The organism is Ochrobactrum sp. S1502_03, assembly GCF_044435015.1.
GTDB classification, from domain to species: domain Bacteria; phylum Pseudomonadota; class Alphaproteobacteria; order Rhizobiales; family Rhizobiaceae; genus Brucella; species Brucella chromiisoli.
The window spans coordinates 233,392-254,166 of sequence record NZ_JAYEXN010000002.1; the positions used below are offsets into that span (position 1 = coordinate 233,392).

Genomic DNA, 20,775 nt, shown 5'->3' on the forward strand with positions numbered 1-20,775 from the left:
TGACACGCATGCCTATAAAAATTCCTGATGATCTGCCTGCAACCAGTGTTCTCGAAGCAGAGGGCGTTATGGTGATGCGTGAGGCAGATGCTGTGCGTCAGGATATCAGGCCGCTGAAGATCGGCCTTCTCAATCTGATGCCGAACAAGGTCACAACGGAAACACAGATTGCACGGCTGCTGGGGGCGACGCCACTGCAACTGGAACTGACGCTTGTTCGCATTACCAATCACGTTGCGCGGCATACTCCAGCGGATCATATGCTTTCTTTTTATCAGCCATGGGAAGATATCCGCAATCAGCGCTTTGACGGCTTTGTCATCACAGGCGCGCCGGTTGAGCGCATGCCCTTTGAAGATGTGACCTATTGGGATGAAATGCAGAGGGTTTTCGATTGGACGCAAACTCATGTCCACCGTACGCTCAATATCTGCTGGGCAGCACAGGCCGCCGTCCACCATTTTCATGGTATGGGCAAATATGATCTGCAGAGCAAGGCATCCGGTGTCTTCAGCCAACAGAATCTCGCGCCGTCTTCACCCTATCTTCGCGGGTTTTCCGATGACTTCGCGATTCCAGTTTCCCGCTGGACAGAAGTGCGCAAGGACGACATTCCTCCACAAAGCGGCCTAAAAGTTCTCGTCGATAGCCCGGAAAGCGGCCTTTGCCTGCTGGAAGATCCAAAGCATCGTTCATTGCACATGTTCAACCATGTTGAATATGACACGACATCGCTTGCCGATGAGTATTTCCGTGACATTCAGCTTCAACCGGAAACACCGCTGCCTGCCAATTACTTTCCCAATGACGATGTCAGCAAGAAGCCGCAGAATTGCTGGCGCGGCCATGCACATCTGCTTTTTGGCAACTGGATCAATGAAATGTACCAGTCAACGCCTTATGATCTCGAAAATATCGGCAAATTCTGATGCGCACGAAGCTGATCCCTGAAAAGGGATCAGCTGGCAAAACGTTGAACCCATTGATGCCACTGGTCTTCACTGCCTTGGAAGACATTAAGGTCAATCTTACCATCGACGCCCTGAGACAGACCTGAACCCGAATACTGCCAGAAAATCCAGCGACGCCCCGGATAAACCTTGGAGGGATGCTGTGCGACAGCGCGTAGCCAGAATGGGTAATCTGTGAATGCGCCCTTGAGGTTGTCGTCATAGAAATCAGGCGCGGTATAGATCACGGGACGCTTGCCGTAATGGCGTTCGAGCGCATCCATGAAAACCTGCATTTTTTCACGCACCTGCGCAGGCGATGGGCGTCGTTTGCATGACGAGTCGCCATTCCATTCCACATCGATCACTGGCGGCAATGCATCGGGATCAACCGGCACATTGCGAATAAACCAGTCAGCTTGCTGACTTGCCACGCGGCACCAATAAAAGAAGTGGTATGCGCCGCGCTTCAATCCCGCAGCTTTTGCATCGCGCCAGTTCTTTTTGAACATCGGGTCAAGGTGATCACCGCCATCTGTCGCTTTGATATAGGCAAAGTTTGCACCGTTCTTGCGCAGCGTCGCCCAGTCGATGTCTCCCTGCCAACGCGATACATCCACGCCATGCACGGCATGTTTGCGTGGCGAGATTTTTCCGAAGTTAATCGGTTTTGCATCGCGAAACCGCTGACTGTAAACGCGTAAGCGTTGCGCGGGCGCAAGACGCACTGGCGGGTAGGCTGCAACATCCGGCTTTGGAACGGAAATTGGCGTTGCAATGCTTTTTTGCAGTGGCGGAGTTACGGGGGCGGGAGGCGAGGCCTTGAAAGGACCGGCATCGGGTACCGGTCCGGCCCAAGCCAAAACTTCTGCCTGCGGTGCGGCAGGCATAGACTGAGGCGCTCTTTCCGTTTCGGTTACAGGTGCCGAGGGCCTGATCACAGAACTGGTAAGCTCGGCAGAAGGTTGCGGCATCAGATTTTCGATGCCCGAACTCGACGTGCAACCCGCCAGAGCGGTACAGGCAAGGGCAATTGCTGACACAACTGAAAAACGCATGATACCCGTACACAAAACTCAGGCACTCTGCAGCCAGACACGATCGCAGAAATGCCATCAATCAACACCCGCAACGCTCACCTCAAGCTAATTGCTAACTAAAGATTACTGCATAAAGCTGAATCCAAAGTTTACAAAAGTCTTAAAGATGATGGCAGGCTATCTCGCACATTTTGAAATAATGCGTATAAAAACAATTGGTTATGGTGAAAATTTAAAAATAAGCTAAAGTCAGCACTTTGGCCGAATACAGAAGCTCACATTTTTTCGATTGCGTCAGGCAATTTTTATCTGTTCATCGAAACTCTGTACGAGAACCTGTTCGGCGAAAGGCTTCGGCTTCACACTTTCGATCTGCATCATAAGATCAGCGATCACCTGCGGATTTGAAACACCGCATTCGTAAATCTGAATGATCTCGCGCGCCATTTCATCTTTCTGAGGAGAGGTTATCGGACAACGCCCCAGGCGTTGACACGTTTCAACATATGCCGCCTGTAACTGTTCCAGTTCAGGAGGCTTGAAACGCTTGAAAAAATAATCTCTCGAAAAAGGCATCTTACTTCATTGCTGTTTGGTCATGGTTGACCGATTTTCATAAAATGAACTACATTTTAACGCTAGATTTTAGAAAATCCTAATGCTTATTAGCATAACTATAGATCGTTTACATACTGTAACTGCGCTTAAGGGCGCATTAATTCCAATTGCACTGCGATTTTTGCAATTTTATCCGGATCGGATTCACCTGTTTCGAATGTCTTGATGACTTCACGTGCGAGATCATTTTTTGATATATGCGTTTTCGGACAACGCTCCAGCAAGACACAGCTTTTGTTGTAAGCGGCTTGCATCACTTGCAAGTCCTCGGGCATGAACGTTCCTCGATACTGAGCGCCTCTGAATGGCATGGTGTTCTCCCCCCATCAATATTGTGATTGAAGCTCTAATTTCTTGGGAAAGCAACAGTATTTTGTGTGGCGTTCAATATACCAGTTTTGCATCACAATGGTTTGATGCCGAAATCTTCACAAGCTGGCGAGATATCGGTATAAGCGAAGAAAAAGCGCAATGAAAAGGATGTGACAGTGAAAATCGGCGTCGTTACTGTTTCTGACCGTGCAAGTTGCGGCGAATATGAAGATCTTAGTGGTCCGGCCATTGAATTGTGGCTGAAGAGCGCGATTGTCACACCCTATGAGATCGTCAGGCGCGTCATCCCGGATGGTATGGAATCCGTACGAGATACACTCATTGATCTTGCTGACACCGTTGGATGCGATTTGATTTTGACGACAGGTGGAACCGGTCCAAGCCCACGCGATGAAACGCCGGAAGCCATGCAGGTGGTATTGCATAAGGAATTGCCGGGCTTTGGCGAACAGATGCGTCGCGCAAGTCTGGAGCAGACCCCAACCGCTATTCTTTCGCGGCAGACTGCTGGCAGTCGCGGCAAGAGCTTTATTCTCAACTTGCCAGGTAAGCCGGCCTCCATTGCAATGACCTTGCAGGCTATTTTTCCGGCTGTACCTTATTGTCTTGATCTTATTGGTGCTGGCCGTATCGATACAGATCCTGCCTTTGTCAAAGCGTTTCGCCCAGGCTGAAATGACCATTTGGCGTAATTAGAAACGATGGCTGGGCGATTGTCGCGACGAAATTGCGCAACCCAGCTTTGCACTTTTGTATGGTTTGCACACTTGCATTTCCCTGATTTGAAGCTGACTATTAGCAAAAAAGAAGGGGAAGTAAGTGAAGCCATTTGATGAGATGCTCAATCATGGCGGGAATGTCCGCCAACCCTACGAATTTCTCAAGCAGTGGCTCGACCAACAGGATCAGCATAAACTTCTGCAAAAAACGCAGGACGCAGAAAGCGTCTTTCGCAAGACTGGCATCACTTTTGCAGTTTACGGTGATGAGGACGCAGCGGAGCGCCTGATCCCGTTCGACATTATTCCACGTATTATTTCCGGGCAGGAATGGCGAAGGCTTTCGCAAGGCATTGAACAGCGCGTGATGGCGCTGAATGCATTTCTCGATGATATTTACCATCGTCAGGAAATCGTCCGGGCAGGGCGCATTCCCAAGGACCTGATTGTCAACAACGAGGCGTTTTTGCCGGAGATGATTGGTTTCCGTCCGCCGGGCAATGTTTATACGCATATTATCGGTGTCGATATCGTGCGTACGGCAGAAAATCAGTTTTACGTGCTGGAAGACAATGCCCGTACCCCGTCCGGCGTCTCTTACATGCTGGAAAATCGCGAGACCATGATGCTGCTTTTTCCTGAGCTGTTTCAGAATGTGAAGGTTCGTCCGGTTGAGAATTATCCGCAATTGCTGCGGCAATCACTGGCCAGTGTCGCACCGCCCGGAACGCAGGGCGTGCCAACGGTGGCTGTGCTTACACCGGGAATTTATAATTCTGCCTATTTCGAGCACGCATTTCTTGCGGATCAAATGGGCGTAGAACTGGTGGAAGGCAGCGATCTGCGCGTTGTCGACGGACGCGTTGCCATGCGCACAACCAAAGGCTACCGCGCGATTGATGTGCTTTATCGCCGGGTGGATGATGATTTTCTTGACCCGCTTACATTCCGGCCGGACTCAACGCTCGGCGTTGCAGGCATTATGGATGTTTATCGTGCCGGAAACATCACTATCGCCAACGCACCGGGCACGGGTATTGCTGATGATAAGGCGATCTATTCCTATATGCCTGAAATCGTTGAGTTCTACACAGGCCGTAAGGCAATCCTCGAAAATGTACCGACATGGCGCTGTTCAGAGCCGGATAGTCTTAGCTATGTGCTCGACAATCTGGCCGAGCTCGTTGTTAAGGAAGTGCATGGTTCAGGCGGTTACGGCATGCTCGTTGGCCCCGCTGCAACCAAAGCGGAGCGCGATGCGTTTGCAGTAAAGTTGAAGGCGCGCCCGCGTAATTACATTGCCCAGCCAACTTTAGCGCTTTCCACCACGCCGATCTTTACGGAAAGCGGTCTTGCGCCGCGGCATGTCGATCTCAGGCCATTCGTTCTGGTTTCAGACCGTATTCGTATTACGCCCGGTGGGTTGACGCGTGTGGCGCTCAAAGAAGGATCACTTGTGGTCAATTCCAGTCAGGGCGGTGGCACAAAGGATACTTGGGTGCTCGACGATTGAATTACAGAGCAGATTAGCATTGCGCTATAAGCCAGCGACAAGACTGGTGCGCAGAGAAGGGGAATATTTATGCTTCTTGGCCGTACGGCAAATGGTCTTTACTGGATGTTTCGCTACATTGAGCGTGCTGAAAATATGGCGCGGCTGGTGGATGCGGGATTGCGAATGGCGCTCACAAAGACATCGGATGCACCCGAAGAATGGTCGTCCGTCATTGTATCGGCAGGTGCCAGCCAGACATTTTCGCGAAAATATGATGCTTATAATGCCGCAAACGTGGCTGACTTTCTGCTGCGCGACATGGATAATCCATCCAGTGTCATGTCATGCATTGAAACGGCGCGTTCCAATGGGCGTATGGTGCGAACCGCATTGACGCGAGAAGCATGGGAAAGCGTCAATGAAGCCTGGATGGTACTCAAAAAATCACTGTGCAGACCGCTGAAGGAAGCAGATCTGCCGCCGCTTCTGGATCAGATCAAACGCGAGACAGCGCTTATTCGCGGTGCATTTCACGGCACGATGCTGCGTAATGAAATCTTTGATTTTGCAGGCCTTGGGACATTTATAGAGCGGGCAGACAATACAGCGCGTATTCTCGACGTAAAATATTATGTGCTACTGCCAGCCGTTTCCTATGTCGGCACAACGCTCGACAATTATCAGTGGGAATCTATTTTGCGTTCTGTATCGGCGCACAGGTCGTATCGCTGGGTCTATGATGGCGATTACCGCCCGGCGCATGTTGCAGATTATCTGATCTTGAATGGCCGTATGCCGCGCTCGCTTAATTATTGCTACCAGAGCATCAATGGGCATCTCAATTATCTGGCGAAGGATTATGGCGATAGCGCTGTTTGTCATCAGACAGGAGATGAAATATACGCCACGCTGCAAAATCAGGAAATTGGCGCAATTTTTGATATCGGATTGCATGAGTTTCTGACCGAATTTATCGCGCGGAATAACCGGCTCGGCAACGAGATCGCAGAAACCTATAATTTCTATTGAGGTGATCGCTTGTTGCTCAATATTCAGCACGTTTCCCATTATCGCTACGAAAACCCGGTGCCCTATGCTGTTCAGCGTCTGCGCTTGCGACCACCAACGCTTCCCGGACAGGTGGTCAAGCATTGGGAATTGAAAATCGAAGGCGGAGAGCCGGAAGTTTCCTATATTGATGGTTTTGGCAACAAGGTTGATCTGGTGCAGCACCATCGCAATATCAGTGAAATCATCATCACGGCCAGCGGCAGCGTCGAGGTGGAAGACCGTGTTGGTGTGCTGGGGCCGGTTTATGGTTATGCGCCGCTTTGGCTCTTTGAGCGGGAAACCCGCCTGACCAGCCCCGGCGAACGTATTCGTGCACTGGCAAACAGCCTGACAACTGTGCAGGATCCATTGGCATTGTTGCACGAGATGATGAATACCATTCATAACGAAGTGGCCTATATGCCGGGAACGACGAGCGTTTTTACAAATGCGGAAACGGCGCTGGCGGCGGGCAAGGGGGTTTGTCAGGATCACAGCCATATCTTTGTGTCTGCTGCTCGGCTTCTTGGCATTCCGGCGCGTTATGTTTCCGGCTATCTGCTCATGGAGGGGGTCGAAGATCAGACCGCAAGCCATGCATGGGCAGAGGCACATGTGGCCGGTCTTGGCTGGATCGGCTTTGATGCGGCGAACAATGTTTGTCCCAATGACCGCTATGTGCGGATAGCAACTGGCCTTGATTATCGCGATGCTGCGCCAATTTCAGGGGTTCGGCTTGGCGGAACCATTGAAAGTCTTGCAGTCAATATTAATGTAGGGCAGTGATTGGTTCAGTTTTGAATCTGCCTGCCGGAAATTATCTATGACCTATTGCGTTGGAATAAAGATTGACCGTGGCCTGGTGTTTATGTCCGATACGCGGACGAATGCTGGTCTTGATAATATTTCTAAATTCTCGAAAATGCGCGTTTGGACCAAGCCCGGCGATCGCGTGATCGTGCTTTTGTCGGCTGGCAATCTGGCGACAACGCAAGCGGTCGCAAGCCTTCTTGAAGAACGCATGAAAGCGCCGGAAGATCGCCACGTCTCCCTGTTCGATGCGCCGTCGATGTTTCAGGTTGCACGCCTGATCGGTGACACTGTCAAGGAAGTCATTAAAAGTTCAGCAACGGGTGGACAGAATGCCGACGCTTTTGGCGCATCCTTTATTCTGGGTGGTCAGATCAAGGGCGGAGAACCGCGGCTGTTCTATATTTATCCAGAAGGCAATTTTATCGAAAGTTCGGACGATACGCCATTCTTCCAGATCGGTGAAAATAAATATGGCCGACCTATTCTGGTGCGTGCCTATCAGCAGGAAATGAGCTTTGAGGATACGGTGAAGCTGCTGCTGGTTTCGTTCGATTCAACGCTCAAAGCCAACCTGTCCGTCGGCTTGCCGCTGGATATGCAGATTTATGAAGCCAATAGTCTGGTCGCCGGTGAACACAGGCGCTTTGAAGCGACAGATCCCTATTATCAAACAGTTTCCGAAAGCTGGTCAGAGGCACTGAAATCAGCGTTAGAGCAGTTGCCACCCTTCAGCTTCGAGAAATAAAAAACGGCTGGAATTTTCCAGCCGTTCCTTATTGTTGGCTTTGTTTAGCCAAAGACTTTGAAGCGTTCGGCGTCGTCCATAAATGCTTTGTCGCCAAAGGCCTGTTCATTGGAGCCAAACGGCATTTGCGCACGCAACTTCCAGGATGAAGGAACGCCAAAAACCTTGGCAACTTCTGCATCGATCAATGGATTATAATGCTGGAGGCTTGCACCGATATTTTCATTTGCAAGTGCAGACCAGACCGAAAGCTGCGCCATGCCGCTCGCCTGTTCCGACCAGATAGGGAAGTTATCGGCATAAAGCGCAAAATTTTCCTGAAGGCCTTTAATAACGTCCTGATCTTCAAAGAACAAAACGGTTCCTGCACCAGCTGCGAAGCTGTTGATCTTGGCTTCGGTGTCACCAAATGAATCGGCAGGAACGATTTTACGGAGTTCTTCCTTGGCGATATTCCACAGCTTGTCGCTCTCTGCGCCAAAAAGAATAACAGCGCGAGAACTCTGTGAATTAAAGGATGAAGGGGAATGCTTGATCGCTTCTTTGATTAGTTCAGCGGTTGCTTCATTGGAAAGTGGGAGGGCCTTGCCAAGTGCATATTGTGTGCGACGCTGTTTGAGGGCGCCGATATAGCTATTGCTCATCTTCATTATCCTATTTAGGCACTGATTCTGCTCTGCGAACTTAATGCAGCAAATATGAAAAACTGATGCAAGATATTGCGATTTCAGGAAAAGAAGCCAGCCCGCGATTCTGAAACACACTGTCAACGAAAAGCAGTCTCCCAAAAGTGGAAACCGGTTTTGGGGGTAAAGACATGCGTGCAAACAACGCATGTCTCCCAAAAGTGGAAACCGGTTTGGGGGTAAAGACATGCGTGCAAACAGTGCATGTTTTAACGTGAGATTTTTATGCGTTAGGTTTTCATCTTCTTCAATCAAACCGTTGTCAAAAGAGGTTTCTCTTTTGTTTTTGTGCGAATCTGACAAAATTTGTAGGAGTTTGAGACGTCGTTGGAAATGTTCAGCCAGACCGGCGGGTGCCTGAAAGACGGCAGGGCAGGGAGGTAATATTCGTTTGAAGTCATTTATTATAATCGGCGGTGGTGCAAGCGGCGTTCTCATGGCCGCGCAATTGCTTGTACGATCAGCGGAGACAACGGTTCGCATTTTCGAGCGTTCGGGCGACATCGGAGCAGGGGTCGCATATTCCACGCTTAACCCCAATCACCTCTTAAATGTCCGCGCCAGCAATATGAGCGCTTTTCCAGATGACTCGAACCATTTCTTAAACTGGCTTCAAACCAATGCGAAGGCTGCAAAGGCTGGCAATTGGCAGGCTCAATCCTTTGCGCCGCGCTGTCTGTATCGGCTCTACCTCAATGATTTGCTAAAGCCATATCTCGAAAGCACGCCCCGCCGCCTTTTTATCGAGCATGCTGAGGTTGCAAGCGTAGCATTTGAAAGATTGCGCCCCAAATTAACGACTTCTGCCGGGCAAAACTTCATTGCAGATGCTGTTATTGTGGCAACAGGCAATGAAGCAGCAATTTCGACGCCCGGAAATCTTGTAACGGAATATTGGTCGAGCAACGGCTATTTTGACATTTCCCCCGATAGTTCCGTGGCAATTTTAGGCACGGGCCTGTCCATGGTGGACAGTGTCATTTCGCTGCTTGATAGAGGGCATAAGGGTAACATTCATGCGATTTCACGGCGTGGTTTACTTCCGGCACGGCATGAACCATCCGAGGCACTGACAATTGAAGCGGATCAACTGCGGATTGCCGATGGATTGCCCGAACTTCTTCATTGTGTTCGCAAGCTGATCAAACAACAGGAGAAGGAAGGCAAAGGATGGCGCAGCGTGATTGATGGGCTGCGGCCTCATACAAAAGCCATCTGGAGTCGATTGCCACTCCGGCAGCGTCAGAGCTTTCTGCGTCACTTGCGGCCATGGTGGGATGTGCATCGCCATCGTATGGCACCGGCGATTGATGAACGCATCAAAGCAGCCGAGCGGTCAGGACAACTCACGGTCACCGCCGCGCATTTAGCTTCTGTGAAGAGCAAGGGCGCGCATATCGCCATTCACTATCGCAAAAGGCACAGTAATCTCGTTGATGAACTTGACGTGCAAGCAATCATTGATTGCCGTGGTGGGAGCCCCCGATTTTCCACGACGCGCAACCCGGCGCTGATCAGCCTATTGGAAGGTGGTTTTGCGAAGCCCGATGCTCTTGATCTTGGTCTGGATGTGGCAGCTGATCTACAGGTATTAAACGCCCACGGAGAGCCTTCAGGATCAATCTTCGCTGTCGGGCCGGTGACGAAGGGGATTTTTTGGGAGGTGACGGCAGTTCCAGATATTCGCGTTCAGACAGAAAAGCTCGCGAAAACTCTTTTGGATAATTAGGAGTGGCTTTTTTACCTGGGCGACAGAATTATTAGCCCCATTATCGGTTGCAGAAAATACGCGTCAATATGCCCAATAAAGAGTTCTTGTATGGATAACCGCGCCGAATAAGCCCCATTTATCGGTCTTTCGCAGAATAAAATGATTCAAAATATCGCGATAAGCCATTGAAAGCTATTGCCATAATAAGTGCTAGCCGGTCATAATAATGACATCGGAATATATGATTCCTATCTTAAACTCACCAGAGCGTTCCTGTTGCTTTTTGCATAAGCAGTGCCTGCTTTGGATCAACCTTGATTGCGGAATGGAGGCCAGTGGCGCATGACGATGGACGGCAGGATGCTCTTTTTGCTGGTCCTTCTTCCATTTCTTGGCAGCGCTATAACAGGTCTGTTTCGGGGGGTTGATCGCAGCGGCTCAGCATGGTTTACGGCTGCAATTGCGCTTGTCGCCTTCGTCATCACAGCGAGTCTTTATCCCATCGTATCGAATGGTGGCGTTGTTCGCGGCTCGATCGATTGGCTGCCGAATTACGGCCTCAACATAACCTTCCGTATGGATGGCTTTGCGTGGCTTTTCGCGATGCTGATCACCGGCATTGGTTTGCTCGTGGTGATCTATGCGCGTTATTATATGTCGCCGGAGGATCCGGTTCCGCGCTTTTTCTCTTTTCTGCTTTCGTTCATGGGGGCGATGCTCGGTGTTGTTCTGTCGGGCAATATTGTGCTGCTCGCCGTGTTCTGGGAACTGACCAGCATTTTCTCCTTCCTGCTCATTGGCTACTGGTATCACAATGCCAGTGCGCGTGATGGTGCACGTATGGCCTTGACCGTGACAGGTATCGGCGGTTTTTGTCTGCTTGCAGGCGTTTTGCTGCTTGGTCATATCGTTGGCAGCTACGATCTTGATAAAGTTCTTGAGGCGGGGAATGTGGTTCGTTCCCATCCGCTTTATACGGTGACGCTCCTTCTCATTCTGATGGCCGCATTCACCAAATCAGCCCAGTTTCCGTTTCATTTCTGGCTGCCCAATGCAATGGCGGCCCCGACACCCGTGTCAGCCTATCTGCATTCCGCAACCATGGTCAAAGCGGGCGTGTTCCTGCTTGCGCGTCTTTGGCCGGTCTTTGCCGGCACCGAGGAATGGTTCTGGATTTTGGGCCTCGCGGGCCTCACAACGCTGCTCATCGGTAGCTTCTTTGCTGTGTTTCAGCAGGACCTTAAAGGCTTGCTGGCCTATTCAACCATCAGCAATCTTGGGCTTGTCACAGCACTGCTGAGCCTTGGCAGTCCGCTTGCCGCCGTTGCTGCCATTTTCCATATGGTCAATCACGCGATCTTCAAAGCATCGCTTTTTATGGCTGCTGGCATTATCGATCATGAAACCGGCACGCGGGACATGCGCAAGCTAAGCGGCCTGGCGCGCGCTATGCCATATACCGCCACACTTGCGATGGTCGCAAGTGCATCCATGGCGGGCGTTCCGCTGCTTAATGGGTTTCTGTCCAAAGAGATGTTCTTTGCCGAAGCGGTTGAAACGCATATGGCATCGGCGCTTGATACGGTGACGCCTTATATTGCCACGCTTGCAGGCATATTCACGGTCGCCTATTCGGTTCGGTTTATTTACTCGACCTTCTTTGGTCCACCGCCGCATGATCTGCCAAAAACGCCGCATGAGCCGCCGCACTGGATGCGCCGTCCGATTGAACTTCTGGTTCTGCTCTGCCTGGTTATTGGCATCATTCCAAATATCGCAATCGGCTCCTTCCTGCATGCTGCTGTGGTATCCGTGCTGGGTGATGCGACACCACAATATAGTCTTTCGGTCTGGCATGGTTTCAATTTGCCGCTGATGATGAGTATTGTTGCTATGATTGGCGGGATCATTCTGTTCTGGGCGCTCAAAAATTATCTTGCGACAAGCGAGGACGGACCGCCGTTCTTCCGCCACTTGCAAGGGCAGCGTATTTTTGAACGCGTGCTGGTGACGGTGTCGTGGAACTGGGCGCGCAAGGCCGAAAACCTATTCAGTACACGCAGACTTCAGCCACAGCTTCGCCTTGTTGTTGTCTTTGCGATCGTTGCCGCAGCGTGGCCGCTCTTCGAAGACGGAATTCACGTGGGGGTGATGGGCGTACAGCCTGTTGACCCGATTTTTGCTGGTCTTTGGATTTTGGGCGGTGCCTGTGCCATTGGCGCAGCCTATCAGGCTAAATATCATCGCCTTGCGGCGCTTATATTGCTCGGCGGTGCAGGCCTTATCACTTGTATTACATTCGTGTGGCTGTCTGCTCCTGATCTTGCCGTGACACAGTTGCTGGTCGAAATTGTTACGACTGTGCTGCTTCTGCTTGGCTTGCGCTGGCTGCCCAAGCGCTGGGAAGATCCAGACCCGGTTCCTGTTAAATTCGGGCCGAGAATTCGGCGCTATCGCGACTTCGCGCTGGCGATTGGAGCAGGCATTGGTGTGTTCATTGTCTCTTATGCGATGATGACGCGTCCATCACCGAAAGGTATTGGAGATTACTTCCTGGAAAATGCCTATTCGGGCGGCGGCGGTAAGAATGTCGTAAACGTCACTCTGGTCGATTTCCGTGCATTTGATACGTTTGGTGAAATTGCGGTTCTCGGCATTGTTGGGTTGACGGTCTTTGCGCTGCTGCGACGTTTCCGTCCGGCACCGGACAGCACCGGTTCAACAGCTCAGCAGAAGATTCAAGATGCTTATGATGAGGCAATGGATGATCGTGAAAAAGGGGAAACCCTGACCGATTATCTGGCTGTGCCGTCTGTTGTCATGAAATGGCTGTTCCCAGTCATTATCGTTCTTGCGGTGCATCTGATCCTGCGGGGGCACGACCTGCCGGGTGGTGGGTTTGCAGCCGGTATTACGTTAGCAATTGCGTTCATTCTGCAATATCTGGCGGCTGGTACGCGCTGGGTCGAAGATCATTTGCGTATCCTGCCCGTTCGATGGATCGGTTTTGGTTTGCTGATTGCAGCGGCCACCGGAGCAGGCGCGTGGTTGTTTGGCTATCCGTTCCTGACAACATTCTTCCAGTATGCAGATATACCGCATGTCGGAAAAATGCCTGTCGCAAGTGCGCTTCTGTTTGATATTGGCGTTTTCGCACTGGTCGTGGGTGCCACCGTTCTTATGTTGATTGCGCTCGCGCATCAGTCGATCCGTAAACACCGCGTCGAAAAACTTGCCGCTGCGAAGGAGGAGAACTGATGGAACTCGTTCTCGCTATAGCAATTGGCGTATTGATGTCATCTGGCGTGTGGCTGATCCTGCGTCCGCGCACGTTTCAGGTTGCCATTGGTCTGGCGCTTGTCTCTTATGCGGTCAATCTGTTTATCTTTTCGATGGGGCGCCTGCGCACCAATGCGCCGCCGGTGCTTGATACCGGCATCAATGTTCAGGCCGCGCAATATACCGACCCCGTGCCACAGGCACTCGTATTGACTGCTATCGTTATCGGCTTTGCAATGACTGCGCTTTTCCTTGTCGTGTTGCTCGCTTCGCGCGGACTGACACGCACCGATCATGTCGACGGCAAGGAGAAGAGATGATGGATTGGAAATCACACCTCATCGTGGCGCCCATTCTCCTGCCGCTTGTCACGGCCGCATTGCTGCTGCTGTTTGATGAACGCAAGCGCAAATTGAAGATGGTGATCAATACAGTCTCCATCATCGGCCTGATCTATATTGCTTTTACGCTTTTGGGGGTTGCGAGCGAAAAAGCGCCCGCGGCAGAGGTTTATCTGATTGGCAATTGGCCTGCGCCCTTTGGGATTGTGCTGGTTTTGGACAGACTTTCGGCGCTTATGCTGATGCTGACCAGCGTGCTGGCGCTGGCTGCATTGAGCTTTGCATTGGCGCATTGGCACAAGGCGAGCCCGAATTTTCATACGATCTTCCAGCTTTTGTTGATGGGGCTGAATGGCGCGTTTTTGACGGGTGATCTGTTCAATCTTTTCGTCTTTTTTGAAGTCATGCTGGCTGCATCTTATGGTTTGGCGCTGCATGGCTCTGGCCCTGCACGTGTCAAGGCAGGCATGCATTATATCGCCGTCAATCTTGTCGCATCGTCACTGTTCCTGATCGGTGTCAGCCTGATTTACGGTGTAACAGGGACGCTCAATATGGCGGATCTGGCGCAAAAAATTTCACAGGTTGCAGCCGAAGATCGCATGTTACTCGAAGCGGGTGCCGCTGTTCTCGCTGTCGCCTTTCTGGTGAAAGCTGGCATGTGGCCGCTTAATTTCTGGCTGGTGCCAACCTATACGGCAGCGGCGGCTCCGATTGCTGCGATCTTTGCCATCATGAGTAAAGTCGGCATTTACGTGCTGCTGCGCTTATCGCCATTGATGTTCGGTATCGGTGCCGGTGAATCCTATGGTTTTGGCAATGATTGGCTTTATTATGGCGGTATGGTCACGCTGGCTTTTGGGCTGATTGGCGTGGTGGCTTCACAGGCCATGGGGCGTCTGGCGAGCTATAGTATTCTGGTATCATCAGGCACTCTTCTTGCAGCAATCGGCAGCGGTAATACGGCGATGACGGGGGCCGCGCTCTTCTACATGGTCAGTTCTACACTGACGATTGCAGCCTTCTTTTTGCTGATAGAGCTCGTAGAACGGGGGCAGGATGCGGCAGCAAATGTTCTTGCCGTCACGATTGAAGCCTATGGTGACGATGAGGAAGAAGAAGAGGAAGAGGAAGTCGGCGTTGTTCTACCCGCCACCCTTGCTATTCTGGGCACATGTTTTGCCATTGTTGCGATTTTGTTGATTGGTTTGCCGCCATTCTCCGGCTTTATCGCAAAATTCCTTATTCTTGCTGCCATATTCAATGGAGACGGCGCGGCCCCGACGCTCGCTATGCCTGTGAGCCCTGCAAGCTGGGCGCTGATTGCGCTTATTCTGCTTTCGGGCCTTTCGGCACTTATTGCCATGACGCGCACAGGAATACGTACATTCTGGGCCTCACTTGAAGGAAATGTGCCGCGTGTGCTGGTACGTGAAGTGGTGCCGATAGCCGGTCTTCTAGGCGTCTGTCTGGCGCTTACAATCGCAGCCGGTCCGGCGATGCAATATATGGATGCAACGGCGCGCTCGCTGCATAGTCCAAAGGACTACATCAATAGTGTTTTGAATGCGCCGCGTGTGGGTGGAGAAACGGTGGAGGTAAAATGAGAAAAATACTGCCTTACCCGCTTCTTTTCGTCTCTCTCATCCTGTTCTGGCTTTTATTGAATGGTTTCACGCGGGCGCAATTCTTATTGGGCATCGTGATATCATTGTTGGCCTGTTATGCGATGACTGCTTTGCAGCCGCAAAAAAACCATCTGCGCTCGCTCCCAACGATGATATGGTTGTTCTGCGTTGTCAGCATCGATATTATGATGTCGAATTTATCGGTTGTAAAATTGATCCTGTCGCCCAGAAAAGCGCACCATCCTGGCTTTGTGGTCATACCGTTGGAACTGGAAAACCGGTCTGCATTGGCCGTGCTTGCTTGTATTATTACCGCAGCACCCGGAACAGCATGGGTAGACTATAACGTTGCGCGAAAAGTGCTGACGATTCATGTGCTTGATCTTGACGATGCAAAAAGCTGGCGTGCCAAGATCAAGCAGCGCTACGAACAACCGCTTATTCGTATATTTGGCGCGACGGATGTGGTGAAAGAGGAGCAGTCAGCATGAGTGCAGTTATTCTTTTCTGGTCACTGCTGGCAGCTCAGGTCATGCTGGTTGCTGCGATGGGTTGTGTTGTTTATCGTTTGCTTATAGGGCCACGCGCGCAAGACCGTGTGCTGGCAACAGATGCTCTATATCTCAATGCACTGCTACTTTTGCTTACATTTGGCATGCGCACCGGCAGCGTCATTTATTATGAAGCAGCCCTTATCATTTCGCTGCTCGGTTTTGTTGCAACAGTTGCACTTGCCAAATTCCTGATGCGCGGGGAGGTGATCGAATGATCGGAGCTGCTGATCTGCCCGTCTGGGCCGCTATCATTGTTTCGTTCTTTCTTGTTGGCGGTGCCTTTCTGACGCTTGTCGGCTGCATCGGATTGGTTCGTTTGAAGAGTTTTTATGAACGCATTCATACGCCAACGATTGGTTCGTCCTTCGGTGCCGGTGGAATCCTGATTGCTTCGGTCCTGTTTTTCTCCATCTTGCAATCCAAGCCGATTCTGCATGAAGTGTTGATTGCCGTCTTTGTGGTCATCACAACGCCGGTAACGCTCATGTTGCTGAGCCGCGCAGTGATTCATCGTGATCAAACGCAGGACAGTAAAGAGCTTCCTTCATCTTCCGACAAAAAATAGCTGTCGGAAGCGTTGGCTTGAAGCATTTGGAGGAGTGCTGAGGGCTGCGGCTAATTGTCTATATGCCCTCGCATCAAGGCATGCGGATTGAAGGTTCAGGCAATTTGAATTATCTGAATTTCAGTAATTTCTGAAAATTCAGAATTTACGGGAGAGAGAACTTGGAATTATCGCCAATTGTTCAGTCGTTTGTGCTCCACTTTGGAGAGATGGGTAGCCGCTGGGGTATCAACCGCACGGTTGGTCAGATTTATGCGTTGCTCTATCTTTCATCCGAGCCTCTTTGTGCTGACGATATTGTAGATGCGCTTGGCGTCTCACGATCCAATGTCTCAATGGGTATTCGCGAGTTACAAGGTTGGAACCTTGTGCTGCTCAAGCATATACCAGGTGATCGTCGCGACTTTTTCACAACGCCCGGTGATGTGTGGGTGATCTTACGTACTTTGGCGGAAGAACGTAAGAAACGCGAAATCGATCCAACGCTTTCGGTGTTGCGGGAAGTGCTGATGGAGCAACCGCAAGATGCAAATGACCGTTTTGCGCAAGAGCGCATGAAGGACATGTATGCGCTGATCGAGCGCCTCACCAATTGGTATGACGACGTTAAGAAGCTCGACACGGACCGATTAACCAGCCTTCTGGCGCTTGGTGCCAAGGTGACCCGTTTCCTTGAAACGACAGACAGAATTGTCGCTCTTGGACGCGGTAGAACAGCGGCCAAAAAGGAGCCTAAACGAGAGTGACAACCGTTGCCCCCAGAACGGAAGATGCAACACAGGAAGACGGTCAAGCAACAGGCGATAAACGCCGTTCACGCCGTCGTGCAGTTCCGTCTGCTCTGAAAAAGGGGGCAAGGCTTCAGGCTGTGGCAGCGCTTTTGTGGCTGCCACAGGCTGCACTTCTCGCCTTTGGCATCGGCCAACTCGCCAGTGTTGGTTTTGACACGACAATTTATTATCTGGCCGCAGGTTTGTTTGTTCTTGGCTCTCTTCGCAGCATGCTTGACGCGCGCGGTGCAGCGCAGGCTTATGATGCAGCACGTTCAGAGCTGAGCAACCTGCGCGAAAAGGCAGTTTTCGCGTTATCGCAACGCTCCCCTCTCGACACCTCTCGATCATCGTCCGGTGAGGCGGCAAGCATCTTGGCAGAGCAGGCCGAAATGGTCGTGCCCTATATGTCGCGCTTTGTACCTGTGCGCATTCGCGTGATGTTGGTGCCGCTGGCAATATTTTTTGCAGTTTTTTGGTTTTCATGGGCTGCTGCCCTTGTTCTGCTGATTGCAGCACCTTTGATCCCGATCTTCATGGCGTTGATCGGCTGGCGCGCAAAAGCTGCAAGCGAGAAGCAGCTTGTTGCACTGGGTGACATGAATGGCTTTTTGCTTGATCGTCTGCGCGGACTTGCAACGATCCGTAGTTTTCATGCGGTCGATTTGACCGCCACCCGGCTGCGTGACAATGCCGAGACGCTGCGCAGAAAAACGATGATCGTTTTGCGTATTGCTTTTCTGTCATCAGCTGTTCTTGAACTTTTTGCGGCGATAGGCGTTGCCATGGTGGCCGTTTATATTGGCTTTCATCTGCTCGGCCAGCTGAATTTCGGCGCCTGGGGCCACAAGCTCACGCTTGCTGAAGGCTTGTTCGTTCTCCTGCTTTCACCGGCATTTTTTGAGCCGCTGCGTGATCTCTCTGCCGTCTGGCATGATCGCGCTTCAGGCGAAGCGGCAATTGATGCTTTGGAAGATATAGCAAAGTATGAAATGCCCGTTGTGGGCGGCATCAAGTCCACAGACAGTCCCGAGAACTTGATTGAAACCGCGCCTTCGTTGGTGTTGCGCGATATCGGATTTCACTACGCTACCGGTGCAGGCGTGTTTGAGCACTTCAATCTGGATATAGAGCCAGGCGAACATATAGCGCTTCTTGCACCAAGCGGTTATGGAAAATCAACATTGCTGGCGTTGATCGCCGGACTTGCATCTCCCCAACAAGGTGAAATTCGAATTGGCGGTGCTGTCCTTAACAATGAGACGGCTCCGGCCCTTCGCGCAAGAATGCGATGGGTGGGGCAGAGGCCGCATATTTTTGCTGGCAGTGCACGGCAAAACATTACGCTGGGCCGCGCCCTTGATGTAAAAAAGACAGCAACGATCATCGAACAAATGGCGTTGAGCCACGTCACGGGTGTTACCGGTTCTGGGGCGATCGGCGAAAATGGGGCAGGTCTTTCCGGTGGCGAAGCGCTGCGACTGGCGCTTGCGCGCATCGCCGTTGATCAACAGGCCGACATTATCCTTGCCGATGAGCCGACTGCGCATCTTGACCATGAAACGGCCGATCGCATAGCGGAGAGCCTTATCAGCCTCGCCAAGGGAAAAACACTTATCATAGCCACCCATGACGAGAAGCTTGCGAGCCGTATGGATCGGATTGTTCGGCTTGATGACGAGAATGCCAATACGCTCCTCTTCCAGAGGAGGGCTGCGGAATGAACGGATTTCAGGCACTCCGCCCGATTCTCAATCTGTTTTTCAAGACCAAAGGCAAGCTTCTTTACGCGGGTATCCTTAGTGCAACCATGACTGTTCTGGCAGGGATTGCACTGCTTGGACTTTCTGGATGGTTTATCACGGCGACTGCGATTGCTGGATTGAGCGCGTCAACCGCAATCATATTTGATGTGTTCATGCCTGCCGCCGGCATCCGGTTTTTTGCGATCCTTCGTACCGGAACGCGTTATCTGGAGCGGCTTGTCACGCATGAAGCCACATTGGCCATCCTTGCAGCGTTACGCGAAAAGCTGTTTAGAAGCTGGGCGCGTCCGGCAGCTGCCAGCGCTCTGCTTAAACGTCCAGCGCGGCTACTATTCCGGCTGACCGCCGACATCGATGCGCTGGATTCACTGTATTTGCGGGTTCTGGTGCCTGCAGGAGCAGCTCTTGCAACCGCACTTGTTGCGGGTCTCGCGCTTGGATTGATGCATCCGCTTTTCGGGTTGACCGTGGCTTTGACGCTGCTTTTTGTGGGGCTTGGCTTACCGCTTATTGCATCCCGACGCTCTGAAAAGCCAATGCGGCAGCGTGCAAAAGGCACCGAAGCGTTGCGGGCGCGAACGATTGATCTGGTCGCCGGTCAAACTGAACTTATCATGGCTGGCCGTATGGATGCCCAGAATTCGAGCGTCATGCGGGCCGATGGCTACATTGCATCAAGTGACCGTATTCTCAATCGAATTGAGATTTTGACAGGAGCAGGTCTTGGCATTTTGCATGCTGGCCTTCTGGCGGGTGGGTTGATCGGGGTTGGGTTGCTTATGCAGGCGGACCTGATCAACGCGCCGGTTGCAGCCCTTGGCGTTCTCATTATCCTTGGTGCGATGGAACCGTTTGTAGCCCTGCGTCGCGGCGCGATGGAACTGGGCCGCACAATACTTGCTGCGCGTCGCGTCGGGCCTGCACTTGAAGCATCAGAGGCGCTGACAACGCTTCCATTGCCTGAGCCGGGAAATGCGGTTGTTCTCAATCACGTTACAGTCTGCCATGAAGGTTCAACCGTAAATGCGCTCGAAGATATCGATCTCATTATCAAAGCCGGTGCACATGTCGCAATCATCGGCACAAGCGGTGCGGGTAAATCAACTCTCTTCAATGTTCTGGCCGGTGAAATCGCTGCAAAAAGCGGTGCGGTTGCAGTTATGCCGGTACGCCTTCTGACGCAGAGAACGGAACTTTTCAAAGACAGTCTGCGCAATAATCTCACGCTTGCAAAACCCGATGCAACCGACGCGCAACTGCTTGCCGCATTGGAAGCTGCCGGACTTGCCGATTTTATGAAAGCCCAGGCCGATGGGCTCGATACGATTTTGGGCGAAGGGGGACTTGGCGTTTCCGGCGGTCAGGCGAGACGCTTGGCGCTTGCTCGCTTGTTCCTAACCGATGCACCTTTATGGCTCCTTGATGAGCCGACCGAGGGGCTAGATGAGGCGACCGCTAAAGACGTGCTTTCTCGTCTCAATGAACAGGCCAAAGGACGCACATTGTTGATTGCAACACATATTCAGCGTGAAGCACGAATTTGTGATCAGGCGATTGTTTTGGATCAAGGCGCTCTTGTTCAAACGGTGTCCAAAGGAGAGGCGTCTTTTAAAGAAATACTCAAGTCATTGAGGTGAAGTTTGCGTAGGGGGCTGTGTTCGCATTTGAGAGCCGGGCGCAGCTATTAACATCAGGAGGGCCGGGGGTTCCGG

20 protein-coding genes are annotated in these 20,775 nt (G+C 51.6%); 16 read left to right on the forward strand and 4 right to left on the reverse strand.

The window, feature by feature from the left end:
* The first annotated feature begins 8 nt into the window (after positions 1-8).
* Positions 9-929 (forward strand): homoserine O-succinyltransferase, encoded by a 921-nt coding sequence (metA, locus tag VBH83_RS03270; RefSeq protein WP_265984224.1) that lies wholly within the window; start codon positions 9-11, stop codon positions 927-929.
* 29 nt (positions 930-958) lie between these two features.
* Here metA and VBH83_RS03275 read toward each other — a convergent pair whose 3' ends face one another.
* The 3 genes from VBH83_RS03275 to VBH83_RS03285 form a co-directional block, all read right to left on the reverse strand.
* The gene (locus tag VBH83_RS03275; protein WP_265984225.1) at positions 959-2,008 is read right to left on the reverse strand and encodes a GH25 family lysozyme; all 1,050 of its coding nucleotides are present in this window, start codon (positions 2,006-2,008) and stop codon (positions 959-961) included.
* A gap of 276 nt (positions 2,009-2,284) precedes the next feature.
* The gene (locus VBH83_RS03280) at positions 2,285-2,566 is read right to left on the reverse strand and encodes a hypothetical protein (RefSeq protein WP_265984226.1); all 282 of its coding nucleotides are present in this window, start codon (positions 2,564-2,566) and stop codon (positions 2,285-2,287) included.
* 128 nt (positions 2,567-2,694) lie between these two features.
* Entirely contained in the window at positions 2,695-2,919 is a 225-nt protein-coding gene (locus VBH83_RS03285; RefSeq protein ID WP_396996360.1) for a hypothetical protein, read from the reverse strand.
* Positions 2,920-3,096: 177 nt separating this feature from the next.
* On the opposite strand from VBH83_RS03285, the gene mog reads away from it, so the two are divergent.
* The 5 genes from mog to VBH83_RS03310 all read left to right on the forward strand — a co-directional run bounded on the left by mog (position 3,097) and on the right by VBH83_RS03310 (position 7,763).
* The gene (gene mog, locus VBH83_RS03290; protein ID WP_265984481.1) at positions 3,097-3,615 is read left to right on the forward strand and encodes a molybdopterin adenylyltransferase; all 519 of its coding nucleotides are present in this window, start codon (positions 3,097-3,099) and stop codon (positions 3,613-3,615) included.
* 145 nt (positions 3,616-3,760) lie between these two features.
* The gene (locus VBH83_RS03295) at positions 3,761-5,173 is read left to right on the forward strand and encodes a circularly permuted type 2 ATP-grasp protein (RefSeq protein WP_396996362.1); all 1,413 of its coding nucleotides are present in this window, start codon (positions 3,761-3,763) and stop codon (positions 5,171-5,173) included.
* A 69-nt stretch (positions 5,174-5,242) separates the two neighbouring features.
* Positions 5,243-6,184, forward strand: a complete 942-nt coding sequence (locus tag VBH83_RS03300) for an alpha-E domain-containing protein (protein ID WP_265984230.1) — start codon at positions 5,243-5,245, stop codon at positions 6,182-6,184.
* A gap of 9 nt (positions 6,185-6,193) precedes the next feature.
* Complete coding sequence (locus VBH83_RS03305; RefSeq protein WP_265984231.1) at positions 6,194-6,991, forward strand: transglutaminase family protein; 798 nt, start codon at positions 6,194-6,196, stop codon at positions 6,989-6,991.
* A gap of 37 nt (positions 6,992-7,028) precedes the next feature.
* Positions 7,029-7,763 carry a peptidase gene (locus tag VBH83_RS03310; protein WP_396996363.1) on the forward strand — a complete coding sequence of 245 codons (735 nt, stop codon included), beginning with the start codon at positions 7,029-7,031 and terminating at the stop codon, positions 7,761-7,763.
* Between the two features lie 44 nt (positions 7,764-7,807).
* On the opposite strand, the gene VBH83_RS03315 is transcribed toward VBH83_RS03310, so the two are convergent.
* Positions 7,808-8,407 (reverse strand): nitroreductase family protein, encoded by a 600-nt coding sequence (locus VBH83_RS03315; protein WP_265984233.1) that lies wholly within the window; start codon positions 8,405-8,407, stop codon positions 7,808-7,810.
* 433 nt (positions 8,408-8,840) lie between these two features.
* Here VBH83_RS03315 and VBH83_RS03320 point away from each other — a divergent pair, with 433 nt between their 5' ends.
* The 10 genes from VBH83_RS03320 to cydC all read left to right on the forward strand — a co-directional run bounded on the left by VBH83_RS03320 (position 8,841) and on the right by cydC (position 20,700).
* A complete protein-coding gene (locus tag VBH83_RS03320) occupies positions 8,841-10,178 on the forward strand; it encodes an FAD/NAD(P)-binding protein (protein WP_265984234.1) in 1,338 nt (445 codons plus the stop codon).
* Between the two features lie 324 nt (positions 10,179-10,502).
* On the forward strand, positions 10,503-13,418 hold the full coding sequence (locus VBH83_RS03325; protein WP_265984235.1) for a monovalent cation/H+ antiporter subunit A: 2,916 nt from the start codon (positions 10,503-10,505) through the stop codon (positions 13,416-13,418).
* Positions 13,418-13,759, forward strand: coding sequence for a Na+/H+ antiporter subunit C (locus VBH83_RS03330; RefSeq protein WP_265984236.1), 342 nt, complete (start codon positions 13,418-13,420; stop codon positions 13,757-13,759). The genes VBH83_RS03325 and VBH83_RS03330 overlap by 1 nt, the downstream gene beginning before the upstream one ends.
* Positions 13,759-15,387 carry a monovalent cation/H+ antiporter subunit D gene (locus VBH83_RS03335; protein WP_265984483.1) on the forward strand — a complete coding sequence of 543 codons (1,629 nt, stop codon included), beginning with the start codon at positions 13,759-13,761 and terminating at the stop codon, positions 15,385-15,387. The genes VBH83_RS03330 and VBH83_RS03335 overlap by 1 nt, the downstream gene beginning before the upstream one ends.
* Entirely contained in the window at positions 15,384-15,899 is a 516-nt protein-coding gene (locus tag VBH83_RS03340; protein WP_265984237.1) for a Na+/H+ antiporter subunit E, read from the forward strand. Before VBH83_RS03335 ends, VBH83_RS03340 begins: the two co-directional genes overlap by 4 nt.
* Entirely contained in the window at positions 15,896-16,177 is a 282-nt protein-coding gene (locus VBH83_RS03345; RefSeq protein ID WP_265984238.1) for a K+/H+ antiporter subunit F, read from the forward strand. The genes VBH83_RS03340 and VBH83_RS03345 overlap by 4 nt, the downstream gene beginning before the upstream one ends.
* Positions 16,174-16,527 (forward strand): monovalent cation/H(+) antiporter subunit G, encoded by a 354-nt coding sequence (gene mnhG, locus VBH83_RS03350; RefSeq protein WP_265984239.1) that lies wholly within the window; start codon positions 16,174-16,176, stop codon positions 16,525-16,527. Before VBH83_RS03345 ends, mnhG begins: the two co-directional genes overlap by 4 nt.
* A gap of 161 nt (positions 16,528-16,688) precedes the next feature.
* Positions 16,689-17,273, forward strand: coding sequence for a GbsR/MarR family transcriptional regulator (locus VBH83_RS03355; protein ID WP_265984240.1), 585 nt, complete (start codon positions 16,689-16,691; stop codon positions 17,271-17,273).
* A complete protein-coding gene (gene cydD, locus VBH83_RS03360; protein ID WP_265984241.1) occupies positions 17,270-19,021 on the forward strand; it encodes a thiol reductant ABC exporter subunit CydD in 1,752 nt (583 codons plus the stop codon). Before VBH83_RS03355 ends, cydD begins: the two co-directional genes overlap by 4 nt.
* Entirely contained in the window at positions 19,018-20,700 is a 1,683-nt protein-coding gene (gene cydC, locus VBH83_RS03365; RefSeq protein ID WP_265984242.1) for a thiol reductant ABC exporter subunit CydC, read from the forward strand. Before cydD ends, cydC begins: the two co-directional genes overlap by 4 nt.
* The last annotated feature ends 75 nt before the right edge of the window (positions 20,701-20,775 follow it).